The 23,391-nt window shown below is 46.3% G+C and carries 22 protein-coding genes and 1 other annotated feature; of the genes, 12 read left to right on the top strand and 10 right to left on the bottom strand.

The genetic code is table 11. The features are described 5' to 3' along the window. Positions 1-123 precede the first annotated feature (123 nt). The 11 genes from P349_RS18355 (at position 124) to ugd (ending at position 13,903) form a co-directional block, all read left to right on the top strand. Complete coding sequence (locus P349_RS18355) at positions 124-1,386, top strand: glycosyltransferase (protein ID WP_081758188.1); 1,263 nt, start codon at positions 124-126, stop codon at positions 1,384-1,386. Positions 1,387-1,449: 63 nt separating this feature from the next. Then, the gene (locus tag P349_RS18350; protein WP_032646459.1) at positions 1,450-2,064 is read left to right on the top strand and encodes an acyltransferase; all 615 of its coding nucleotides are present in this window, start codon (positions 1,450-1,452) and stop codon (positions 2,062-2,064) included. A gap of 1 nt (position 2,065) precedes the next feature. Next, the gene (locus tag P349_RS18345) at positions 2,066-3,109 is read left to right on the top strand and encodes a glycosyltransferase family 2 protein (protein ID WP_032646458.1); all 1,044 of its coding nucleotides are present in this window, start codon (positions 2,066-2,068) and stop codon (positions 3,107-3,109) included. A gap of 26 nt (positions 3,110-3,135) precedes the next feature. After that, positions 3,136-4,413, top strand: coding sequence for an O-antigen ligase family protein (locus P349_RS18340; protein ID WP_274518278.1), 1,278 nt, complete (start codon positions 3,136-3,138; stop codon positions 4,411-4,413). Beyond that, entirely contained in the window at positions 4,406-5,416 is a 1,011-nt protein-coding gene (locus P349_RS18335) for a glycosyltransferase family 4 protein (protein WP_050597472.1), read from the top strand. Before P349_RS18340 ends, P349_RS18335 begins: the two co-directional genes overlap by 8 nt. Beyond that, positions 5,403-6,560 carry a glycosyltransferase family 4 protein gene (locus P349_RS18330; RefSeq protein WP_032646457.1) on the top strand — a complete coding sequence of 386 codons (1,158 nt, stop codon included), beginning with the start codon at positions 5,403-5,405 and terminating at the stop codon, positions 6,558-6,560. The genes P349_RS18335 and P349_RS18330 overlap by 14 nt, the downstream gene beginning before the upstream one ends. Positions 6,561-6,574: 14 nt before the next feature. Next, on the top strand, positions 6,575-7,996 hold the full coding sequence (locus P349_RS18325; RefSeq protein WP_032646456.1) for a mannose-1-phosphate guanylyltransferase/mannose-6-phosphate isomerase: 1,422 nt from the start codon (positions 6,575-6,577) through the stop codon (positions 7,994-7,996). Positions 7,997-8,003: 7 nt separating this feature from the next. Next, on the top strand, positions 8,004-9,434 hold the full coding sequence (locus P349_RS18320) for a phosphomannomutase (RefSeq protein WP_032664068.1): 1,431 nt from the start codon (positions 8,004-8,006) through the stop codon (positions 9,432-9,434). A gap of 86 nt (positions 9,435-9,520) precedes the next feature. After that, positions 9,521-10,951: an undecaprenyl-phosphate galactose phosphotransferase gene (locus tag P349_RS18315; protein ID WP_032646453.1), complete on the top strand. Its 1,431-nt coding sequence runs from the start codon at positions 9,521-9,523 to the stop codon at positions 10,949-10,951. Between the two features lie 151 nt (positions 10,952-11,102). After that, complete coding sequence (gndA, locus tag P349_RS18310; protein WP_024908082.1) at positions 11,103-12,509, top strand: NADP-dependent phosphogluconate dehydrogenase; 1,407 nt, start codon at positions 11,103-11,105, stop codon at positions 12,507-12,509. A 227-nt stretch (positions 12,510-12,736) separates the two neighbouring features. Continuing rightward, positions 12,737-13,903 (top strand): UDP-glucose 6-dehydrogenase, encoded by a 1,167-nt coding sequence (gene ugd, locus P349_RS18305; protein ID WP_032646452.1) that lies wholly within the window; start codon positions 12,737-12,739, stop codon positions 13,901-13,903. 52 nt (positions 13,904-13,955) lie between these two features. On the opposite strand, the gene P349_RS18300 is transcribed toward ugd, so the two are convergent. After that, positions 13,956-14,960, bottom strand: coding sequence for an NAD-dependent epimerase (locus tag P349_RS18300; RefSeq protein ID WP_032646451.1), 1,005 nt, complete (start codon positions 14,958-14,960; stop codon positions 13,956-13,958). 193 nt (positions 14,961-15,153) lie between these two features. On the opposite strand from P349_RS18300, the gene wzzB reads away from it, so the two are divergent. Further along, complete coding sequence (gene wzzB / locus P349_RS18295; RefSeq protein WP_032646449.1) at positions 15,154-16,134, top strand: LPS O-antigen chain length determinant protein WzzB; 981 nt, start codon at positions 15,154-15,156, stop codon at positions 16,132-16,134. A 40-nt stretch (positions 16,135-16,174) separates the two neighbouring features. On the opposite strand, the gene hisIE is transcribed toward wzzB, so the two are convergent. The 9 genes from hisIE to hisL all read right to left on the bottom strand — a co-directional run bounded on the left by hisIE (position 16,175) and on the right by hisL (position 23,391). Then, complete coding sequence (gene hisIE, locus P349_RS18290; RefSeq protein WP_032646448.1) at positions 16,175-16,786, bottom strand: bifunctional phosphoribosyl-AMP cyclohydrolase/phosphoribosyl-ATP diphosphatase HisIE; 612 nt, start codon at positions 16,784-16,786, stop codon at positions 16,175-16,177. Continuing rightward, positions 16,780-17,556, bottom strand: coding sequence for an imidazole glycerol phosphate synthase subunit HisF (gene hisF, locus P349_RS18285; protein WP_023330862.1), 777 nt, complete (start codon positions 17,554-17,556; stop codon positions 16,780-16,782). Before hisF ends, hisIE begins: the two co-directional genes overlap by 7 nt. Further along, positions 17,538-18,275: a 1-(5-phosphoribosyl)-5-[(5-phosphoribosylamino)methylideneamino]imidazole-4-carboxamide isomerase gene (hisA, locus tag P349_RS18280; protein WP_024908077.1), complete on the bottom strand. Its 738-nt coding sequence runs from the start codon at positions 18,273-18,275 to the stop codon at positions 17,538-17,540. The genes hisF and hisA overlap by 19 nt, the downstream gene beginning before the upstream one ends. After that, the gene (gene hisH / locus P349_RS18275; RefSeq protein ID WP_032646447.1) at positions 18,275-18,865 is read right to left on the bottom strand and encodes an imidazole glycerol phosphate synthase subunit HisH; all 591 of its coding nucleotides are present in this window, start codon (positions 18,863-18,865) and stop codon (positions 18,275-18,277) included. The genes hisA and hisH overlap by 1 nt, the downstream gene beginning before the upstream one ends. Further along, positions 18,865-19,932, bottom strand: coding sequence for a bifunctional histidinol-phosphatase/imidazoleglycerol-phosphate dehydratase HisB (hisB, locus tag P349_RS18270; RefSeq protein ID WP_032646445.1), 1,068 nt, complete (start codon positions 19,930-19,932; stop codon positions 18,865-18,867). The genes hisH and hisB overlap by 1 nt, the downstream gene beginning before the upstream one ends. Next, positions 19,929-20,990 (bottom strand): histidinol-phosphate transaminase, encoded by a 1,062-nt coding sequence (gene hisC / locus P349_RS18265; RefSeq protein ID WP_032646444.1) that lies wholly within the window; start codon positions 20,988-20,990, stop codon positions 19,929-19,931. The genes hisB and hisC overlap by 4 nt, the downstream gene beginning before the upstream one ends. Continuing rightward, entirely contained in the window at positions 20,987-22,291 is a 1,305-nt protein-coding gene (hisD, locus tag P349_RS18260) for a histidinol dehydrogenase (RefSeq protein WP_032646842.1), read from the bottom strand. Before hisD ends, hisC begins: the two co-directional genes overlap by 4 nt. A gap of 5 nt (positions 22,292-22,296) precedes the next feature. Then, positions 22,297-23,196: an ATP phosphoribosyltransferase gene (hisG, locus tag P349_RS18255; RefSeq protein WP_000886595.1), complete on the bottom strand. Its 900-nt coding sequence runs from the start codon at positions 23,194-23,196 to the stop codon at positions 22,297-22,299. A gap of 45 nt (positions 23,197-23,241) precedes the next feature. After that, positions 23,242-23,365, bottom strand: a sequence feature (His leader region). Further along, positions 23,341-23,391, bottom strand: a complete 51-nt coding sequence (gene hisL, locus P349_RS26225; RefSeq protein ID WP_001364200.1) for a his operon leader peptide — start codon at positions 23,389-23,391, stop codon at positions 23,341-23,343. It overlaps the preceding feature by 25 nt.

Genomic DNA, 23,391 nt, shown 5'->3' on the forward strand with positions numbered 1-23,391 from the left:
GGTCTCCGCTAATAAATTTTGTTGTTTTGTCCGTTGGGGTATTGGTTCTACGTAATTATATTTTTCAAGCGATAGCTAAAATTAATTTAAAAAATATTAATATTTAAATCAGTGAGATGGAAAATGAAAATCTTACATTTGTCGACAGGTGATAGCAAAGGTGCATTCTATGGCGCTTATCGTACACATACAAACCTTAAAAAATATAATCATGACTCTGTAATGTGTGTATTAGATAAAACATCAAATGACCCTGATGTTATCGAATTATCACAAACTAAAAGAAAGATATTTAGTTTTATAAATAAATTACTTCGCCGTTTGATAGTTAATCGTGATATAAATGAAGATAAAACCTATCTAATATATAATACAACATTCAGCGTTAATGACATATTTAAGAAATACACACAAAAGCCTGATTTGATAATTGTATACTATGTAGCTGATTTTCTCTCTGATAAGGATCTGCACAAAATACAAAGATATTATCAATGTCCAATCGCTTTCTACCTTATGGATGCAGGGATGATCACTGGTGGTTGCCATTATCCGTGGCAATGTGAAGGCTTTAAAAGTGAATGTAAAAATTGTCCTGCAATGCTGTATCCTAAACTTATAAAAATGCCACAGCGTGTGCTCAATAACAGAAAAAAATATTATTCAGAAATGGACTGTTTTTACTTATCTGCAAGTAAATGGCTAGATGAGCGCTGTTCGATGAGTGCAATAAAAGCCAGGCACGGAATGAAAAAAGCGCTGATTGGCATTGATGAAACTATTTTTACTCCACGACCGGCACACATAGCAAGTAAGCATCTCGGCATTAGCATTCCGGAAAAAAATCGGGTTATTTTTTTAGGAGCCCAGTCATTAAATGATCCAAGAAAAGGCGTTAAGTATGTTCAGCAATCGCTAGAATATATTAAAAAAACTTATCCAGAACTTTTGGAAAATGTAACTATTTTAACTGTTGGCGCCCAGTCTCAAAATATGATTATAGAAGATGTATCATTAGTCAATATTGATTTTGTCCATGATAAGACTAAATATCCATATCTATATAACATTGCTGATGGATTCATTTGTTCCTCCGTTGAGGATGCAGGACCGATGATGATAAACGAAGCTTTAATGTCCGGCACGCCTGTTATTTCATTTAAAATTGGTGTGGCCGAAGATCTTATTATTAACGGGGAAAATGGTTTTCTTGCTGACAACATTAGTGCTAATGCACTGGCAGATGCTATAGTTAATTTTTTAAAAATATCTGTTTCTGAATTAACAGTAATGAAAAATTCCAGCAGAAATGTAGCTCAAAAAAAATGCTCATCATTATCACAAGTAGAAGCAATTGAGTCATTGCTAACAGGTACATTAAATTAAAAACAATCCATTTATGTGCAATGAACTTTAAAGAGAAAAAAGTTAATCAAATAAGGTTGGTATATGATAGGTTATAAATTACGTATAAAATTGATTAGCCTTATTTTTCTTGCATCGAAGTGTAAAAGAAAATTAAATGCGCTTTGTTTTAATATGATAACTGGGCATAAATTCAAAACGGTTGGGAAAAACTTTAAACTCAATGTTAAGCCTTATAATAAGAATAAAGATGGTGACACCAGATGGATAGATGGGCGAATCGGCGACAATTGTTGGATTGAGGCTGTATATTATTACGGTGAGCAATGTCTAGATCCACGAATGAATATTGGCAAACGATTATGCTTAAGTGATAATGTTCATATTTCATGCGCTGATGAAATAACTCTTGGCGATGATATACTTATTGGGAGTAAAGTATACATTGGAGATCACAGCCATGGAAGTTATAAAAAAGATCATTATGAATTTGCTCCTCCTGCCACAAAAATTTTAGGAGATGCAGCAGCTGTAAAAATCGGGAATTGTTGTTGGATTGGTGATAATGCCGTTATTTTGGCAGGAAGTGAAATATCTGATGGCAGTGTGATTGCTGCTAATTCAGTTGTTAAAGGATTGAAAGTTAGTAAACCAAGTTTAATTGGTGGGATCCCCGCTAAAGTTCTTAAGGTATTTTAACATGAATGTTTTTATCAGTATCTGTATACCGTCATATAATCGCGCAGAATTTTTAGAGCCTTTATTGGAAAGCATATATAACCAAGATTATGCTATTAATAATACAGACTTTGAGGTGATTCTTTGTGAAGATAAGTCTCCACAAAGGGAACAAATAGCTCATATTGTTGAAGAATATAAAATAAAAAACAATAGAACAAACTTACATCTTAATTTAAATAAAGATAATCTTGGTTATGATAAAAACTTAAAAAATTGCATAAGTTCTGCTACTGGTAAATATTGTATGATTATGGGTAATGACGATCTTCTGGCAGAAGGAGCATTATCAAAAATCGTTAGTGTCTTGAAAGCTAATCCTGAAATCGTATTGGCTACTCGTGCTTATGGCTGGTTTAAGGAAAACCCGAATGAATTATGTGATACCGTCCGTCATTTAACACAAGATACATTATTCCAACCTGGTGCTGAGGCCATTAAATTTTTCTTCCGAAGAGTTGGTGTAATTTCCGGTTTTATTGTTAACGCTGAAAAAGCAAATAAATTATCTTGTGATAAATTTGATGGCCGTTTGTATTATCAAATGTATCTTGCTGGAATGCTCATGGCTGAAGGACAGGGTTACTATTTCAGCGATGTTATTACTTTATCCCGAGATACAGAGGCTCCAGATTTTGGGAATGCAGGAACAGAAAAAGGCATTTTCACCCCGGGTGGTTATAAACCTGAGGGGCGAATACATATGGTTGAGGGACTTCTCCTCATCGCAAAACATATCGAAGATGCAACAAAAATAGATGGGGTTTATGATGGGATTAAAAAGGACTTGGCCAACTATTTCTATCCTTATATCCGCGATCAACTTAATCTACCATTTTTAGTCTATTTAAAAATGATAAATAGCTTCCGTAAAATCGGATTCTCAAATGAAAAGTTTTTCTATATACATGCCTTTTTGGGGTATATCTTGAAACGGAGAGGCTATGATGCATTAATAAAATACATTCGTAGTAAAAATGGCGGCACACCGCGTCTCGGTATTTAACCTTACAAAATTAAAATAGTAGTTATATGAATATATTCTTTGCTGCGATATTATGTATTAATTTATTTTCTCCATACATCAGTTCATGGATGGTCGGAATCTTGCCATTTCCTCCTGGTGCCATCCTTAGAGATGTGTTGAACGCACTGTTTGTATTATCTGTACTTTTGCGTTTTGTCATTGATAGAAAAAAATCTCCTGTATCACTGATTTTTACCATCTTTGTATGGATAGCATTAATTTCATGGGTTGCAGCATTGATTATTTTTTCATCTGACAAAGTACAAGCAATAATGGGGGCTAGAAGTTATATTTTATTCCCCGCAGTCTTCATCTCTTTAGCAATATTGAACGTATCGTACCCAGAATCGTTAAATGTTAAAAAAATTGTTGTCTATATTATCCTTTTAATGTCTGCTGTTGCCGTCATATCGATTATCGATGTGTTAATGAAAGGTGAGTTAGTTAAATTACTTGGTTATAATGAGCATTATGCTGGTGATCAATTAAATCTTATTAACAGCTATGATGGAATGATTCGGGCCACTGGTGGCTTTAGCGATGCACTGAATTTCGGATATATGTTGGCGCTAGGTATCTTGTTATGTATGGAGTGTTTTTCGCAAGGATATAAAAGGACATGGATGCTAATTGCTAGCTTGGTTATTTTTACTGCAATCTGTATGACCCTAACAAGAGGGGCTATCCTCGTTGCGGTTATCATCTATGCTTTTTACATTATTTCAAATCGAAAGATGCTACTAAGCGGTATTACGTTATTTGTCATCTTTATACCTATTCTGGTCGTGTCCACAAATATCTTTGACAATTATATTGATACCTTAGTGGGCAGGTTTACAGACTCCTCGCAGAGTTCTCGTGGATCGACACAGGGACGAATAGATATGGCGATAAATTCATTGAGTTATCTTTCAGAGCATCCATCAGGTATAGGCTTAGGCACACAAGGTTCTGGAAATATGCTTTCAGAAAAAGATAATAGACTGAATACTGATAACTACTTTTTCTGGATGGCACTCGAAACTGGTATTGTTGGTTTATTTATAAATATGTTCTATATGGCAAGCCAATTTTATTCTTCGGTTTTTTTGGATAAAAAATATGGTTCACATCGAAACTATACTCATTTAAGAATCTATTTTTTGCTTGGAGTCGCTTTCTTTATAAGTGCTGCGTTAAGTTCTGCCCCTTCATCATCAACTTTTTCAATTTTTTATTGGTCGGTTCTTGCATTAATACCTTTTCTTAACCTAACCAACAACAGGTTCAATACTAATGAATAATAAAAAAATATTTATGGATGTTAGTTGGTCTAACATGGGCGGGATTGGGCGTTTTACTGATGAGATCGCTAAAAGACTCCCGGATATATCTCTCAAAAAAATATATAAAAAATGTGCTTCTCCTATAGCTCCCTTGGGTTTGGCTATTAATATTGCCTTACTTAATAAAGCCGATTTGATTTTTCTTCCTGGCTATATACCTCCTTTATTCTCCTCAAAACGGTATATTGTGACAATTCATGATTTAAATCATCTCGATATAGATGATAACTCATCTTTTTTTAAAAAATTATTTTATAATTATTTTATTAAGCGCGGATGTCATAAAGCCTATAAGATTTTCACGGTTTCTGAATTTTCTAAAGAAAGAATAGTAAAGTGGTCAGGTGTTGAACCGGATAAAATTATAACTGTATTTAATGGCGTTTCTGAGGAATTTAATATCGATGTCCGACCAATGGAACTTGGATATGAATATCTATTATGCATTGGAAATAGGAAAACTCATAAGAATGAGCACCGTATAATTTCCGCTTTTGCTAAAGCTGAAATTAATCCTTCTATTAAGCTCGTTTTTTCAGGAAATCCTAGCGATAATTTAGAAAAACTAATAATAGAGTATGGGTTAGGTGAGCGTGTTAATTTTTTGGGGTTTATTTCCGACAATGACTTACCATCATTATATAAAGGCTCGAAAGGGTTAGTTTTCCCTTCATTATATGAAGGATTTGGATTACCAGTAGTTGAGGCTATGGCTTGTGGTATCCCCGTATTAACTTCAACTACTTCATCCTTGCCAGAGGTCGCAGGAAACGCTGCTATACTGGTAGAACCTACTTCGGTAGAGGCTATTACAGATGGCATTACAAAATTAGTTAATGATTCGATACTACGCGAGCAATTAATCTCTGAAGGCCTTATTCGTGCCCAAAAGTTTACTTGGCAAAACGTTATAAATAAGATCGAAATGGCATTTAAAGAGGCATGCAATGAAACTAAATGAGGCGAAAATATCTCTTGTCCATGAATGGTTATTAAGCTACGCGGGTTCTGAACAGGTCTCATCAGCGATATTACATGCTTTTCCTGAAGCTGAACTTTTTTCAGTTGTTGATTTCTTAACAGAAGAACAAAGAAAGAATTTTCTGGGAAAACATGCAACGACATCATTTATTCAAAAGTTACCAAAAGCTAAAAAATACTATCAAAAATACCTTCCATTGATGCCTTTAGCTATTGAACAGTTGGATCTTTCTGAAGCAGATATTATCATTAGTAGTGCTCATTCTGTTGCGAAAGGAGTTATTACAGGGCCAGATCAACTACATATTAGCTATGTTCATTCTCCAATCAGATATGCATGGGATTTACAGCATCAATATCTGCGAGAGTCTGGTCTGAATACTGGCGTTAAAGGGTGGTTAGCTAAATGGTTTCTTCACAAAATACGGATTTGGGATTATCGTACAGCTCATGGAGTTGATCACTTTATTGCTAATTCACAATACATCGCGCGTAGAATAAAAAAAGTATACGGACGAGACGCTTCTGTAATATATCCACCTGTAGATGTTGAAAATTTTGAAGTAAATAACGAAAAGCAGGATTATTACTTTACTGCCTCTCGTATGGTTCCGTATAAGCGTATTGATCTCATTGTCGAAGCTTTCAGCCAAATGCCAGATAAGAAATTGATAGTTATTGGTGATGGACCTGAAATGAAAAAAATACAAAGCAAGGTAAAAGATAATATAACTTTGCTTGGATACCAGCCATTTTCTGTTTTAAAAGAACATATGCAGAATGCGAAAGCGTTTGTGTTTGCAGCAGAAGAAGATTTTGGAATAATTCCTGTTGAAGCTCAGGCCTGTGGGACACCAGTCATTGCATTTGGCAAAGGTGGTGCTTTGGAAACTGTTCGACCGGTGGGTATCGAAAATCCAACAGGTATTTTCTTTAAGCAACAGACAGTTACTTCATTGCAGGACGCAATCGATGAGTTTGAGAAGACACAATCACTATTCACACCTACTGCATGTAGAGAAAATGCCGAAAGATTTTCGCGTGCAAGATTTGATCAGGAATTCAGAAACTTTGTAGAAGAAAAGTGGAGTCTTTTCTCTACAGAGAAAATTATTAAACGTTAATAATGGTTTATTAAATGTCTAAATTAGTACCAGTAATTATGGCGGGGGGGACGGGTAGTCGCTTGTGGCCACTTTCGCGTGAACATCATCCGAAACAGTTTTTAACTGTAGAGGGTGAATATTCGATGTTACAAAATACCATCAGACGGCTGTCTCCACTTTTAGCTAGTGATCCAGTTGTCATCTGTAACGACAAACATCGCTTCCTCGTTGCTGAACAACTTCGTGCGCTTGATAAACTAGCTAATAATATTATTCTTGAGCCTGTTGGGCGTAACACAGCGCCTGCTATTGCCCTTGCCGCCTTTTGTGCTCTCCAAAATTCAGATGTGGAAGATCCGCTCTTGCTGATTCTGGCTGCGGATCACGTCATCCAGGATGAGAAAGCCTTTATCGGGGCTATTAATCATGCTGAATCTCTGGCTGCTCTCGGTAAGTTAGTCACGTTCGGTATAGTCCCAACACATGCTGAAACGGGTTATGGCTATATTCGTAGAGGTGATGCAATTGGGGGCGATGCATTTGCTGTAGCGGAATTTGTTGAAAAACCAGATTATGATACCGCACGTGATTATATCGAATCAGGGCAATATTACTGGAATAGCGGAATGTTTTTATTCAGTGCAAAATCTTATCTGCATGAATTAAAACATCTATCACCCGATATATATGATGCTTGCCAGAAAGCTGTAGGATATATCAACCCGGATCTGGATTTTATTCGTATCGATAAAGAGGCCTTTACTGCATGCCCAAGTGATTCCATAGACTATGCAGTCATGGAACATACACAGCATGCAGTGGTTGTACCAATGGATGCCGGCTGGTCAGATGTCGGATCGTGGTCTTCATTATGGGATATATCAAAAAAAGATCAGCAAAAGAATGTTTTGCACGGAGATGTGTTTGCACACTGCAGTGAAGGTAACTACATATATTCCGAAAACGCCTTTATTAGCACAATTGGTGTAAATAATTTAGTTATTGTTCAGACCTCTGATGCTTTATTGGTAGCCAATAAAGATTCAGTACAAGATGTTAAAAAAATTGTTGATTATCTAAAAGATAATAACAGAAAAGAGCATGTACAGCATTTAGAAGTGTTTCGCCCGTGGGGCAAATATACTGTAATTGACAATGGTGTTAATTACCTGGTCCGACGTATAAATGTTAAACCGGGTGAAAAATTTGTCGCACAACTGCATAAGCATAGAGCAGAACACTGGATAGTCGTGTCGGGTACCGCTCGTGTTACAAAAGGCGAAAAGACTTTTTTAGTTTCAGAAAATGAATCAACGTTTATACCCGTTAATACTATCCATGCACTTGAAAACGCTGGCGTAATCCCGTTAGAGCTTATTGAAATCCAGTCAGGAAATTACCTTGGCGAGGATGATATTATTCGCATGGAAACGCGTTTTGGATATTCAGAGTGAGAGATAAATGAACCAGGTTTATAATAGTCGAGATATTATCAAAAATTCAGGCATCGCTTTTGGAACTAGCGGTGCCCGTGGTCTTGTTAGCGATTTTACACCTGAAGTTTGTGCTGCTTTTACTGTTTCATTCCTGACCGTAATGCAGCAACAGTTCTCGTTCGATACAATAGCACTTGCAATTGATAATAGACCAAGCAGTTACCAAATGGCTCAGGCTTGTGCCGCGGCGCTAAAGGGCAAAGGAATTGATACTGTATTCTATGGGGTTGTACCTACTCCAGCCTTGGCTTATCAATCTATGTCAGATTATGTGCCTGCGATCATGGTCACGGGTAGTCATATCCCGTTTGATCGCAATGGCCTAAAGTTTTATAGACCTGACGGTGAAATTACTAAAGAGGATGAAAATGCTATTGTTCAAGCTGAAGCTTCGTTCGGATACATTAAGACAGAAGAGTTATTGACTTCCTCGCTTGCCGCTGAAAATTATATCGCACGATATACCTCGTTATTTTCAACACCATTCCTGAAAAATAAACGTATTGGCATTTATGAGCATTCAAGTGCGGGCCGGGATCTTTATAAGCCTTTGTTTAATGCTTTAGGTGCTACTGTTATCAGTTTAGCCAGAAGTGATGAATTTGTTCCCATTGATACTGAAGCAGTAAGTGAAGATGATAGTCGTAAGGCAATAAAATGGGCAAAGGAATTACAACTAGATGCAATATTTTCTACTGATGGAGATGGTGACAGGCCTCTTATCTCAGATGAAAATGGAAATTGGTTACGGGGTGATGTTTTAGGCTTATTATGTTCACTGGAATTAACCGCGGATGCTGTAGCGGTTCCTGTGAGTTGTAATAGTATCATTTCTTCACATAATTACTTTAAGCATGTGATGCGAACCAAAATTGGTTCTCCTTATGTTATTGCTGCATTTGCTGAGCTAGCTGCAAATTATGATTGTGTTGTAGGTTTTGAAGCTAATGGTGGTTTTTTATTGGGCAGTGATGTCTTTATTAACCAGCACTTGCTTAGAGCGTTACCAACTCGTGATGCAGTCCTCCCTGCTATTATGCTACTTTACAGAGCAAAAGATAATGGCATTGGTGAACTTGTTTCACAACTGCCAGCACGTTATACCCATTCCAATAGATTACAGAATGTAGATTCTGTAACAAGCGTGTCATTAATTAATTTGGGACTATCAGACCACGTTAAGTTTATGGAGTATATCGGATTAAATGATTGTCAGATATTGAACTCAGATATTACTGATGGGTTTCGAATTACATTGGACAATAATAGTATTGTACACTTGCGCCCTTCAGGCAATGCTCCTGAGCTACGTTGTTATGCAGAGGCTGACACTCAAGATGCAGCATACAAACTTGTTGAAACTGTCCTTGCTAATATCGAAAAGCAGGTTGGGTAAAATCTTCAAATATAGTAAACCTTAAGCGTTTATCTTGTGAACGCTTAACTAGGCTATTTGGTACCCATTTAGAGGGCGTGAGTTTAATGGATAGTATTGATAACAAGTATAATCCACAGTTATGTAAGATATTATTGGCTATTTCAGATTTATTTTTTTTCAATGTAGCGTTGTGGCTATCTTTAGGGTGCGTATATTTAATTTTTAATGAGGTTCATCGTTTTATTCCGCAAGAACAATTAGACTCGCGCTTCTTTTCCCATTTCTTACTTTCAATCGTCTGTGTAGGATGGTTTTGGATACGTTTGCGTCATTACACTTATCGCAAACCATTCTGGTATGAATTAAAAGAAATTATTCGAACTATTGTGATTTTTGCCGTGTTTGACTTGGCGCTTATTGCGTTTACAAAATGGCAGTTTTCTCGTTATGTTTGGGTATTTTGCTGGTCGTTTGCGCTGATTTTGGTACCCTTTTTCCGTGTACTCACAAAGCACTTGCTCAATAAATTAGGCATCTGGAAAAAAACAACCGTCATTCTTGGCAGTGGTGAAAATGCGATCGGCGCATACAATGCCTTGCAGAGTGAAGAGATGATGGGTTTTAATGTTGTGGCTTTCTTTGATGCTGATGCTGCAACGTCTGAAGTTTGCTCTCTACCTGTAATACAAGATGCAGAGAAAATTTGGAGTTTAAATCGCACCGGAGATATTCATTATATACTTGCCTATGAATATACCGAGCTTGATAAAACACAATTATGGCTTCGTGAGTTATCTAAACACCATTGTCGTTCAGTTACAGTTGTGCCTTCTTTCCGCGGATTGCCCTTATATAATACCGATATGTCCTTCATTTTTAGCCATGAAGTGATGTTATTGAGGATACAAAACAATCTTGCCAAAAGGACCTCTCGTTTTCTTAAGCGTACTTTCGATATTGTTTGCTCTTCATTAATATTGTTAGTCGCATCACCACTCATGATTTACCTGTGGTACAAAGTGACACGTGATGGTGGGCCAGCCATTTATGGTCATCAGCGCGTAGGGCGAAACGGTAAGTTATTCCCGTGCTACAAATTCCGCTCAATGGTGATGAATTCTCAGGAAGTGTTAAAAGAGCTTCTGGATAGCGATCCGGAGGCGAGGGCTGAGTGGGAAAAAGATTTTAAATTAAAGAATGATCCACGTATTACCGCTGTGGGACGTTTTATTCGTAAAACCAGCCTTGATGAATTACCGCAATTATTTAATGTGCTTAAAGGCGAAATGAGCCTTGTCGGCCCACGGCCTATTATTTCTGATGAGTTGGAGCGGTACTGTGATGATGTTGACTATTATCTGATGGCGAAGCCAGGCATGACGGGCTTATGGCAGGTGAGTGGCCGTAATGACGTAGATTATGATACACGCGTCTATTTTGATGCATGGTACGTCAAGAACTGGACACTATGGAATGACATAGCCATTTTGTTTAAAACGGTGAAGGTTGTTTTACATCGCGATGGCGCATACTGAGATCCTCAGTCGATACTTTACTAGAAAATATGCTGTTTTGTGATGAGTGCATCAATTGCTACCCTCTTACCTCTCCCTTGAGTTAACATGTTTTTTACTTAACCCGTCGCTTTCATTCCGGCGGGGTATCCACACCTGACAGGAGTATGTAATGTCCAAGCAACAGATCGGCGTTGTCGGTATGGCAGTGATGGGGCGCAACCTGGCGCTCAACATCGAAAGCCGTGGTTATACCGTCTCCGTTTTCAACCGCTCCCGTGATAAGACCGAAGAAGTGATTGCCGAGAATCCAGGCAAAAAACTGGTTCCTTTCTATACGGTGAAAGAGTTTGTTGAGTCTCTGGAAACGCCTCGTCGTATCCTGTTAATGGTGAAAGCAGGCGCAGGCACCGATGCCGCTATCGACTCCCTGAAGCCTTACCTTGAAAAAGGTGACATCATCATTGATGGCGGTAACACCTTCTTCCAGGACACCATTCGTCGTAACCGTGAACTGTCCGCAGAAGGCTTCAACTTCATCGGTACCGGTGTTTCCGGTGGTGAAGAGGGCGCGCTGAAAGGCCCATCCATCATGCCTGGCGGCCAGAAAGATGCATACGAACTGGTTGCGCCTATCCTGACCAAAATCGCAGCCGTGGCTGAAGATGGTGAGCCTTGCGTAACCTATATCGGTGCGGACGGTGCAGGTCACTATGTGAAAATGGTGCACAACGGTATCGAATACGGCGACATGCAGCTGATCGCTGAAGCTTATTCACTGCTGAAAGGCGGTCTGAACCTCTCTAACGAAGAGCTGGCTGAAACCTTCACCGAGTGGAACAAAGGCGAGCTTAACAGCTACCTGATCGACATCACCAAAGATATCTTCACGAAGAAAGATGAAGAGGGTAAATACCTGGTTGATGTGATTCTGGATGAAGCAGCAAACAAAGGTACCGGTAAATGGACCAGCCAGAGCTCTCTGGACTTGGGCGAACCGCTGTCTCTGATCACCGAATCTGTCTTCGCGCGTTACATCTCTTCTCTGAAAGAGCAGCGCGTTGCGGCATCTAAAGTGTTGTCTGGCCCACAGGCTAAACCAGCAGGTGATAAAGCAGAATTCGTTGAAAAAGTGCGTCGTGCCCTGTACCTGGGTAAAATCGTTTCTTACGCGCAGGGCTTCTCTCAGCTGCGTGCGGCGTCAGACGAGAACAACTGGGATCTGAACTACGGTGAGATCGCGAAGATCTTCCGTGCGGGTTGCATCATTCGTGCGCAGTTCCTGCAGAAAATCACCGATGCCTATGCTGAAAACGCCGGTATCGCTAACCTGCTGCTGGCACCGTACTTCAAGAAGATTGCGGACGAGTATCAGCAGGCGCTGCGTGATGTAGTTGCCTATGCTGTTCAGAACGGTATTCCGGTTCCAACCTTCTCTGCTGCAGTAGCCTACTACGACAGCTACCGTGCTGCCGTTCTGCCTGCTAACCTGATTCAGGCACAGCGTGACTACTTCGGTGCGCATACCTACAAGCGTACCGATAAAGAAGGTGTATTCCATACCGAATGGATGGAATAAGTAAACTGACTCGCTGTCATCAAAACCCGGAGCCTGTCTCCGGGTTTTTTTTATGCAAAAAATGTCGCGTGTTATTCGAAGTAGTCTGAATCTCGCCCCGCTCGTCGTGATTACTCCGGGTTTGCCTTGACAGCTCAGTTTGCCAGGAGGTACAAAGCCCAACAGTTATGTTTATCGCGATGGTCAGGTGGCCATCAGTACAGTTAACTCATAGAAGTCATTAGCGAATGAAAATAACAATTTCCGGAACAGGGTATGTCGGTCTCTCTAACGGCATTCTGATTGCTCAAAACCACGAAGTGGTTGCACTGGATATCGTGCAGGCCAAAGTGGACATGCTTAATCAGAAAAAATCGCCGATTGTCGACAAAGAAATCCAGGACTATCTCAGCAATAAGCCGCTGAATTTCCGCGCCACGACTGACAAAGAAGATGCATATCGCGATGCGGATTACGTCATCATTGCGACGCCTACTGACTACGATCCCAAAACCAACTACTTCAACACCTCAACCGTCGAAGCGGTGATCAAAGACGTTATCGCGATCAACCCTCGTGCGGTAATGGTCATTAAGTCAACGATTCCTGTTGGTTTCACGAAATCCATCAAAGAGAAGTTTGGTATTGAAAATATCTTCTTCTCGCCGGAGTTCCTGCGCGAGGGGAGAGCACTTTACGATAACCTGCATCCTTCGCGTATTGTTATTGGCGAACGCTCTGAGCGTGCTGAGCGCTTTGCCGCGCTGCTTCAGGAAGGGGCCCTGAAGAAAGATATTCAGGTGTTGTTTACCGACTCCACTGAAGCTGAGGCGATTAAGCTCTTCGCGAATACCTATCTGGCAATGCGAGTAGCTTATTTCAATGAACTCGACAGCTACGCAGAAAGCCTTGGACTGAATACTCGCCAGATTATTGAAGGGGTGTGCCTCGATCCGCGCATTGGCAACCACTACAACAACCCTTCATTTGGCTACGGTGGCTATTGCCTGCCAAAAGACACTAAGCAACTGCTGGCAAACTATCAGGCGGTGCCGAATAACCTGATATCGGCGATTGTTGATGCCAACCGTACGCGTAAAGACTTCATCTCCGATTCTATCCTTGCACGTCAGCCGAAAGTGGTCGGTGTGTACCGTCTGATCATGAAGAGTGGTTCCGATAACTTCCGTGCCTCTTCCATTCAGGGGATCATGAAGCGTATCAAGGCGAAAGGCGTTGAGGTTATTATCTATGAACCTGCCATGTCGGAAGATCAGTTCTTCAATTCACGGGTGATCCGCGATCTGGACGCCTTTAAGAAAGAAGCCGATGTCATCATTTCAAACCGCATGGCGGAAGAGCTGGCTGACGTGGCGGATAAGGTTTATACCCGCGATCTGTTCGGTAGCGACTGATTCTCAGCTTTACCCTGTAAAAAACCCGGCTGAATTGCCGGGTTTTTTATTTTCAGACCTTGTAGAAATCGCGATACCAGTCAACGAAGTTCTTTACTCCGTCTTTGACTGAGGTTTGCGGTTTAAATCCGATCGCATCATAAAGTGGCCGGGTATCGGCGCTGGTTTCCAGAACATCTCCTGGCTGAAGAGGCAGCATATTTTTCTCGGCTTTTTTACCCAGAGCCTCTTCCAGAGCGGTGATGTAATCCATCAGTTCTACCGGTGAACTGTTACCAATGTTGTAAACCCGATAAGGCGCTGAGCTGGTCGCAGGTGAGCCGGCCTCAACGGTCCAGTTTGTGTCAGGCTGGGGAATAACATCCTGCAGGCGAATAATCGCTTCAGCGATGTCATCAATATACGTGAAGTCGCGCTTCATCTTACCGTAGTTATAGACATCAATGCTTTTGCCCTCAATCATCGCCTTTGTAAACTTAAACAGGGCCATGTCCGGGCGTCCCCACGGACCGTAAACTGTGAAGAAACGCAGGCCGGTGGTTGGCAGATTGTAAAGATGCGAGTAAGTATGCGCCATGAGCTCATTGGCTTTTTTGGTCGCGGCATAGAGTGATACCGGGTGATCCACGGAATCGTCAGTCGAGAAGGGCATCTTGCGGTTGAGGCCATATACGGAGCTGGATGAGGCATACAGCAGATGCTGAACGTTGTTATGGCGGCAGCCTTCCAGTACGTTGAGATGGCCGATAAGGTTGGCGTCCGCGTACGCGTGAGGGTTTTCAAGGGAGTAGCGCACACCCGCTTGAGCGGCCAGATGAATCACACGATCAAACTTCTCACCGGCGAAAAGCGTGGCCATACCTTCCCGGTCAGCTAATTCCAGCTTGTGGAAGGTGAAACCCTCAGAGTTTAGCAGTTCCAGGCGTGCCAGCTTCAGGTTGACATCGTAGTATTCATTAAGGTTATCAATACCGACAACCTGATGACTGGCCTCCAGGAGGCGTTTACTGACATTTGCACCGATAAAACCAGCTGCACCCGTTACCAGAAATTTCATCTCTTCCCTCATAGCCTATATTCTTACAGATGCCATAGCGCATCACATGGCCTCTATGATAGCGCGAAGGGGGGTAAGTTACATAACCGATCTTTCCGATATAACTCATCGGATTCTTATAGAAAAATCCGCAGTAATAGATAAACTATGCAAACATAATTATGTTTCCCCTTTTTCTTCAGTTAGGGATTGTATGACGCAAAACAACAATAGCCAGGTCAGCCGAAGCAACGACCCTGAGCAAATTGATTTACTTGATTTAGTGTTACAGCTGTGGCGTGGGAAGTGGATGATAGCAACGTTTGTTGTTGTTTTTATTGCCCTGGCCGTGGGATATCTTTCAGTTGCTAAGGAAAAGTGGACCTCAAGCGCGATCATTGCCCAACCTGATGCAGCGCAGATAGCGACCTACTCAAACGCATTGAACATCCTCTACGGCAGCGCTGCTCCTTCAATGCTGGACATTCAAACGCGCGCGATTGACCGTTTTAACGCCTCTTTCTCTGCGTTATCCCAGGCGCTGGACAACCAGGATGTGCCTGAAAAACTGACCATTGAGCCTGCTGTTAAAGGGCAGCCGCTGCCGTTAAGCGTCTCCTATGCCAGTACATCAGCTGAAGCGGCGCAAAAGCAGCTGGCGCAGTACATCCAGCAGATTGATGAACAGACGGCAAAAGAACTTGCCCTTGACCTCAAGGACAATATCAAGGAGCAGATTAAAACCCTGAACGATTCTCTGGTTAACCAGGAGAAGGTCGCTCAGGAGCAGAAAGATCTGCGTATTAAACAGATTGCAGAAGCATTGAAGAATGCTGAAGCGGCGAAAATCTCCTCGCCACAGATTCAGCAAACCCAGGATGTCACCCAGGAAACGATGTTCCTGCTGGGAAGTGAAGGGCTGAAATCGATGATAGACAATGAAGCGTCGCGCCCGCTGATCTTCTCTACCGCATATTACCAGACCAAACGAAACCTGCTGGACATCCAGAATCTGAACGTAAACCCGGACACAATCCACGTTTACCGTTACGTCATGAAGCCGGATCTTCCTGTTCGCCGTGACAGCCCGAAAAAAGCCGTGATTCTGGTTCTTGCCGTTCTGCTGGGTGGAATGATTGGTTCAGGTGTGGTACTTGGCCGTAACGCCTTACGAAACTACAAACCAAAAGCCTGATTTGCAGATAAAAAAAACCGGGGAATATCCCCGGTTTTTTTTATTTATGACGTTTGCGAAGATTTTCAATCACCGCTGTCAAATCCAGCTTCTGATCCTGCAGCAGCACCAGCAGGTGATACATCAAATCAGACGCTTCATTCGTCAGTTCCTCGCGGTCATGCACCGTCGCGGCCAGCGCGGTCTCAACGCCTTCTTCACCCACCTTCTGCGCAATACGCTTGGTCCCGCTGGCGTACAGCTTCGCAGTATAAGAACTCTCCGGATCCGCCGTTTTACGCTCTGCCAGCAACTGTTCCAGTTGATACAGGAACAACCACTGGTGGCTCGTTTCACCGAAGCAGCTGCTGGTGCCCTTATGGCAGGTCGGTCCGATTGGGTTTGCCAGCACCAGCAGGGTATCGTTATCGCAGTCAGGCGTTATGCTGACCACATTCAGGAAATGACCCGAGGTTTCCCCTTTGGTCCACAAACGTTGTTTCGTGCGCGAGAAAAACGTGACTTTGCCGCTGTCGATCGTTTTTGCCAGCGCGTCCTGGTTCATATACCCCAGCATCAGCACTTCGCCTGAGACGGCATGCTGGACAACTACCGGCAGTAATCCGTCCGTTTTTTTCCAGTCCAGCTGCGCCTGTTGTTGCTCTGTTAACATACCCTGATCTCCACGCCCTGGTCGGCCAGGTACGTTTTTAACTCACCAATATTAATAATCTGTTTGTGGAAAACGGATGCGGCCAGCGCACCGTCCACGTTGGCATCGCGGAAGGCTTCGAGGAAGTGTTCCATGGTACCCGCGCCGCCGGAGGCGATCAGCGGAACGTGGCAGACCGCACGGACTTTTTTCAGCTGCTCGAGGTCATACCCGTTACGTACGCCATCCTGGTTCATCATGTTGAGGACAATCTCGCCCGCGCCACGCTTCTGCACTTCCTGCACCCAGTCGAGCGTTTCCCACTGCGTCACGCGCGTACGGCTTTCATCTCCGGTGTACTGGTTGACGTGATATTTGCCCGTTGCGGCGTCATACCAGGTGTCGATCCCAACCACAATACACTGCACGCCAAAACGATCGGCAAGACGGGTGATCAGCTCCGGATCGGCCAGGGCAGGGGAATTGATGGAAATCTTGTCGGCACCAAATGAGAGAATTTTGGCGGCGTCGTCTGCGGATTTAATCCCGCCCGCCACGCAGAACGGAATATCGATCACTTCCGCCACGCGCGCCACCCAGCTTTTGTCGACCACGCGTCCATCGCTGGAGGCGGTGATATCATAAAAGACCAGCTCGTCTGCCCCTTCATCGGCATAGCGTTTTGCCAGCGGGACGATGTCGCCAATGATCTCGTGGTTGCGGAACTGCACGCCTTTCACGACCTGACCATCGCGTACGTCCAGGCAAGGGATTATCCGTTTTGCCAGCATTGAATCGCCTCCGTCACAGTAAATTTACCTTCCAGCAGGGCTCGGCCCACAATCACGCCCTGTACGCCCGTTCCACGCAGCGCGGCAATATCGTTTAAATCACCAATTCCGCCAGAAGACTGGAAGGCTACCTGCGGATAACGCGTACAGACCTCTTCATACAGCGAGACGTTGGAGCCCGCCAGCGTACCGTCGCGAGAGATGTCCGTGCACAGCACGTGCTTCAGGCCAACGGGGAGATACATCTCGACCAGCGCTTCCAGCGTCACGCCGGAGTTTTCCTGCCAGCCGCTGACCGCCACCTGCTTATTACCCTGTTCATCAATGCGCACGTCCAGCGCCAGCACCAGAGCGTCGGCGCCAAAGCGGCGGAACCAGCCTTTTACAATCTCAGGCTCTTTCACGGCGGTTGAACCGACCACCACGCGCGCTACGCCCGCGTCCAGCAGCGCCGCAACGTCATCTTCCGTACGCACGCCGCCGCCGACCTGTACCGGCACATCAACACCGGCGACCAGATTTTTCAGCAGGGGGATCTGGCGTTTTGCCGGATCTTTCGCGCCCGTCAAATCCACCAGATGCAGCACCTGCGCACCCTGGGCGGCATAATCCTGCAGACGCGGCAGCGGGTCGTTTCCGTAGTCTCGCTGCTGGCCATAATCGCCCTGGTGGAGACGAACAACCGTGCCGTCAATTAAATCTAAAGCGGGAATAATCATCACATCTCCAGGAAGTTTTTCAGCAGCTGCGCGCCTGCGGCGCCAGAGCGCTCCGGGTGAAACTGCACGCCGAAGAAATTGTCTTTCTGTACGGCCGCGGTAAACGCCTCGCCGTAGGTGCACTGGGCGATCGTATTTACGTTCACCGGCATGGCGTAGCTGTGTACGAAGTAAAAATACGCGCCGTCTTCAATGCCGCGAAAAAGCCTGTCGCCCGCTTTGGCGTACACGCGGTTCCAGCCCATATGCGGCAGAGGCAGACCGTGGTCGGTCATCTTCGGCACGTCTTCGTCGATGATGCCCAGCAGGTCAACGCCGTTGCTCTCTTCGCTGCGGCGGCCCAGGATCTGCATACCCAGGCAAATGCCCAGCACCGGTTGGGTACAGGCTTTGATCAGATCGACCAGCTCGCGCTCGCGAATCTGATCCATCGCGGCCTGCGCAGTGCCTACGCCCGGCAGAAATAATTTGTCGGCACGCAGCACCACGTCCGGGTCACGGCTCACCACCGGCTCATAGCCGTGGCGAGCAATGGCCGATTTTACGGAGTTCAGGTTGGCGCATCCGGTATCCAGAATCACCACGTTCATTACAGCACTCCTTTTGATGAGGGCAGGGCGTCACCTTCCACGCGAATTGCCTGACGCAGCGTGCGGCCGAAGGCCTTGAAGAGACTCTCTACGCGGTGGTGGTCGTTCTTGCCTTTGGTCTTCAGGTGCAGCGTCAGGCCCATGGTGTAGGACAATGAACGGAAGAAGTGCTCCACCATTTCGGTGCTCAGATCGCCCACGCGCTGGTAATTGAAGTCTGCTTTATATTCCAGGTGCGGGCGTCCGGAGATATCCATCGCACAGCGCGCCAGACACTCGTCCATCGGCAGGACAAAGCCAAAACGGTTGATGCCGCGTTTATCACCGAGCGCCAGCTTGAGGGCTTCACCCAGCGCCAGGCCGGTATCTTCCACGGTGTGGTGATCGTCAATATAAAGATCGCCTTTTACCGTGATCTCCATGCGGAAACCGCCGTGGGTGGCAATCTGGTCCAGCATGTGGTCGAAGAAACCCACGCCGGTGTGGATCTTGCAGCCGCCTTCGCGGTCCAGCCAGACCTTCACATCAATCTGCGTCTCTTTGGTGTTACGTTCAACGTGCGAGTAGCGGTCACGTTTTGTCAGCTGTTCGCCAATCATCGCCCAGTTAAGGTTGTTGCGGTCGTAGCGAAGCCCCGCGATGCCCATGTTTTCCGCGAGCGTAATATCGGTGATGCGATCGCCGATGACATAGCTGTTGGCCTTATCCAGCACATCCTCCGCCAGATAGCGCTCGACCAGCTTCACCTTTGGCTTACGGCAGTCACACTCGTCGGCCGGCATGTGAGGGCAAATCAGTACCTCATCAAATATCACACCCTGAGAGGTCAGAACCTGCATCATCAGATTATGCGGGCCGTCAAAGTCTGCCTGCGGGAAGCTGTCGGTACCCAGACCGTCCTGGTTGGTGATCATCACCAGCTTGTATCCGGCTTTTTGCAGCTTAAGCAGCACCGGGATTACGTCAGGTTCAAACGCCAGCTTGTCGAATCGGTCGACCTGAAAATCAGCTGGTGGCTCCGAAATAAGGGTGCCGTCACGATCGATGAAAAGGATCTTCTGGGTCATACTTTCTCCGCTTTCAGGGCGTCAATCACGCGCTGGCTCTCTGCACGGGTGCCGACGGTAATGCGCAGGCATCCGCTCAGAGAAGGTTGTTTATTCTGGTCTCGTAAGATAATGCCCTGATCCCATAAAGATTTAAATACGGCGCTGGAAGCGGTAAAGCGTACCAGGATGTAGTTGGTTTCCGAGTCGAACACCTGCTCCACACACGGGATATTTTTCAGGGCCGTCACCAGATACTGACGCTCTTCCAGAATTTGCGCCACGCGTTCACGCATGGCGTTGATGCCCTGCGGTGCCAGCGCCTGTGCGGCAATGTCGGCAACCGGCGTGGAGAGCGGGTACGGAGCGATCACCTTCAGCAGTAGGTCGATGACCTCTTTATTGGCCAGCGTAAAGCCGCAGCGCAGGCCCGCGAGGGCGAAAGCCTTCGACAGCGTACGCAGCACCACCAGGTGCGGATACTCTTCAATCCAGCCTGCCAGCGTCGCCTGCGGGCAGAACTCGATGTAGGCTTCGTCGGCCACCACCAGGGCTTTACCGCGCGTCATCTCCAGCAGGGTGCGGATATCCTGCGGGTTGATAATCTGTCCGGTGGGGTTGTTCGGGCTACAGACAAACACGACTTTTACGCCGTCAAGATTGTCGGCAATGCCCTGCAGATCCAGCTGCCAGTTCTCCAGTGAGAGCACGTTGCGGCACGCCACCCCGAAGGTTTCCGCGCTGACGCTGTACATGCCGTAGGTCGGCTGGCAGTACATCACCGCGTCTTTGCCCGGCTCGCAGAAGGCGCGGATCAGCAGTTCAATGCCTTCATCCGCGCCGCGGCTGACCAGCACCTGCTCCGGCTTCACGCCCGCGTACTGCGCGTAGTTTTCAATCACCGCTTTTGGCTGACACTCCGGATAGCGGTTCAGCGTTTGCTGCGACAGCTCAAACTGCACCGCCGTTGGATATTCGTTGGCGTTCAGCCAGACATCCCCTTTACCGCCCAGACGACGCGCAGACTGATAGGGCGTCAGGCGACGGACATTTTCGCGGGCTAATTCTTCAATGTTCATGCTTGCTCCTTCAGGGCTGCAACGCGCAGCGTAACGGCATTTTTGTGGGCGGTCAGGCGCTCGGCGGCGGCCAGGGTTTCAATAGTAGACGCCAGTGACGCAAACCCGTCGCGGGAGAGCTCCTGCACGGTCATGCGTTTCTGGAAATCCGCCAGGCCCAGGCTGGAACAGGTTGAGGTATAGCCATACGTTGGCAGCACGTGGTTGGTGCCGGAGGCGTAATCGCCCGCAGACTCCGGTGACCAGTCGCCGAGGAACACTGAGCCCGCGCTGGTAATGCTGTCGACCAGATCGCGCGCATTGCGGGTCTGAATAATCAGGTGCTCCGGGCCGTACTGGTTAGAAATGGCAATGCACTGGTCCAGGTCGCGCGCCACAATCAGGCGGCTGGCCGCTAACGCCTGGCGTGCCGTGTCGGCGCGGGGCAGATCGGCAAGCTGACGCTCCACGGCTTCGCCTACGCGTTTTGCCATATCGGCATCTGGCGTCAGCAGGATGACCTGCGAGTCCGGGCCGTGTTCCGCCTGGGAAAGCAGGTCAGACGCCACGAAGTCCGGCGTGGCGCCGCTGTCGGCAATCACCAGCACCTCAGACGGGCCGGCAGGCATATCGATGGCCGCACCGTCCAGACGCTGGCTGACCTGGCGCTTAGCTTCGGTCACGTACGCATTGCCAGGGCCAAAGATTTTGTCGACCTTGGGAATGGATTCTGTGCCGAACGCCAGGGCGGAAATCGCCTGCGCGCCGCCCACCTTATAGACCGCCTGCACGCCGCACAGCTTCGCCGCATACAGAATCTCGTCGGCAATCGGTGGCGGTGAGCAAAGCACCACTTTCTGACACCCGGCAATGCGCGCGGGTGTCGCCAGCATCAGTACGGTGGAGAAAAGCGGGGCAGAGCCGCCGGGAATATAGAGACCGACGGACGCAACCGGGCGGGTTACCTGCTGGCAACGTACGCCGGGCAGGGTTTCCACATCTACGGTCTGCAGCTTTTGCGCGGTGTGGAAGGTATCAATATTTTTCACCGCAACGGCCATCGCCTGCTTGATGTCGTCGCCCAGACGATCGCTGGCATCAATGATTTCCTGCTCGGTTACCTGTAATGCGCCGACTTCCGTCTTATCAAACTTTGCGCTGTATTCCCGCAGTGCGTCATCGCCACGGGCTTTGACGTTATCCAGGATCTCCGCCACGGTGCGTGAGATGCTCTCTGAGGCGGAAATCGCCGGACGCATCAGCAGCTCGCGCTGCTGTGCGTCGCTACAGGTATTCCAGTCGATGATTGTGTTAAAGCTCATGGCCATTACTCCATCATCTTCTCAATCGGCAGCACCAGGATGGAGCTTGCGCCCAGCGCCTTCAGTTTCTCCATGGTTTCCCAGAACAGGGTTTCGCTGCTCACCATGTGCATCGCCACGCGCTGCTGATCGCCCGCCAGCGGCAGGATGGTTGGACGCTCGGCGCCAGGCAGCAGGGCAATCACTTCATCCAGACGCTCGGTCGGGGCGTGCATCATGATGTACTTGGACTCACGCGCCTGAATCACGCCCTGAATACGGGTCAGCAGTTTGTCGATCAGCTGCTGCTTAGCGTCGGCCATCTCGCCGTCACGCTGAATCAGGCACGCTTTGGAGCGGTAGATCACTTCCACTTCGCGCAGACCGTTCGCTTCCAGCGTCGCGCCGGTAGAGACCAGGTCACAGATAGCGTCCGCCAGACCCGCTCGCGGGGCCACTTCAACAGAGCCGTTCAGCAGACAGGATTTAAACTGCACGCCTTTCTGATCCAGATAACGCTTTAACAGGTGAGGGTAGGAGGTGGCGATACGTTTGCCGTTCAGCGCGGCCGGACCGTCCCAGGCTTCATCAACCGGCGTCGCCAGCGACAGGCGGCAGCCGCCGAAGTCCAGACGACGCAGGGTGAAGTAACGTGGGTCTTCGCCCTGCGCGCGGCGGGTTAGCAGCTCTTCTTCCAGCACGTTTTCCCCGATGATGCCGAGGTCAACGACGCCATCCATGACCAGGCCGGGAATATCGTCATCACGCACGCGCAGAATGTCGATGGGCATGTTTTCAGCCAGAGCAATCAGGCGCTGGGTGTGCAGGTTAATTTTAATCCCGCAGCGGGCCAGCAGTTCGCGTGAATCGTCACTTAAACGGCCTGATTTTTGAATAGCTATGCGTAAACGTGAGTTATCTAACATTCTTTATTCCTCGTTAACCTGTTTTAACCTGTCTGAATTCGGTCCAAAAAAAAGCCCCCGGAAGAAGATCTTCCGGGGGCTTTCTCATGCGTTCATGCACCACTGGAAGATCCAAACGTCTTCCAGCACACATCGCCTGAAAGACTAGTCAGGATGATGGTGATGATGGTGGTGTTTAAATTGAACGCGTGTCAT

It is taken from the genome of Enterobacter sp. DC4, from assembly GCF_000568095.1.
Taxonomy (GTDB): Bacteria; Pseudomonadota; Gammaproteobacteria; order Enterobacterales; family Enterobacteriaceae; genus Enterobacter; species Enterobacter pseudoroggenkampii.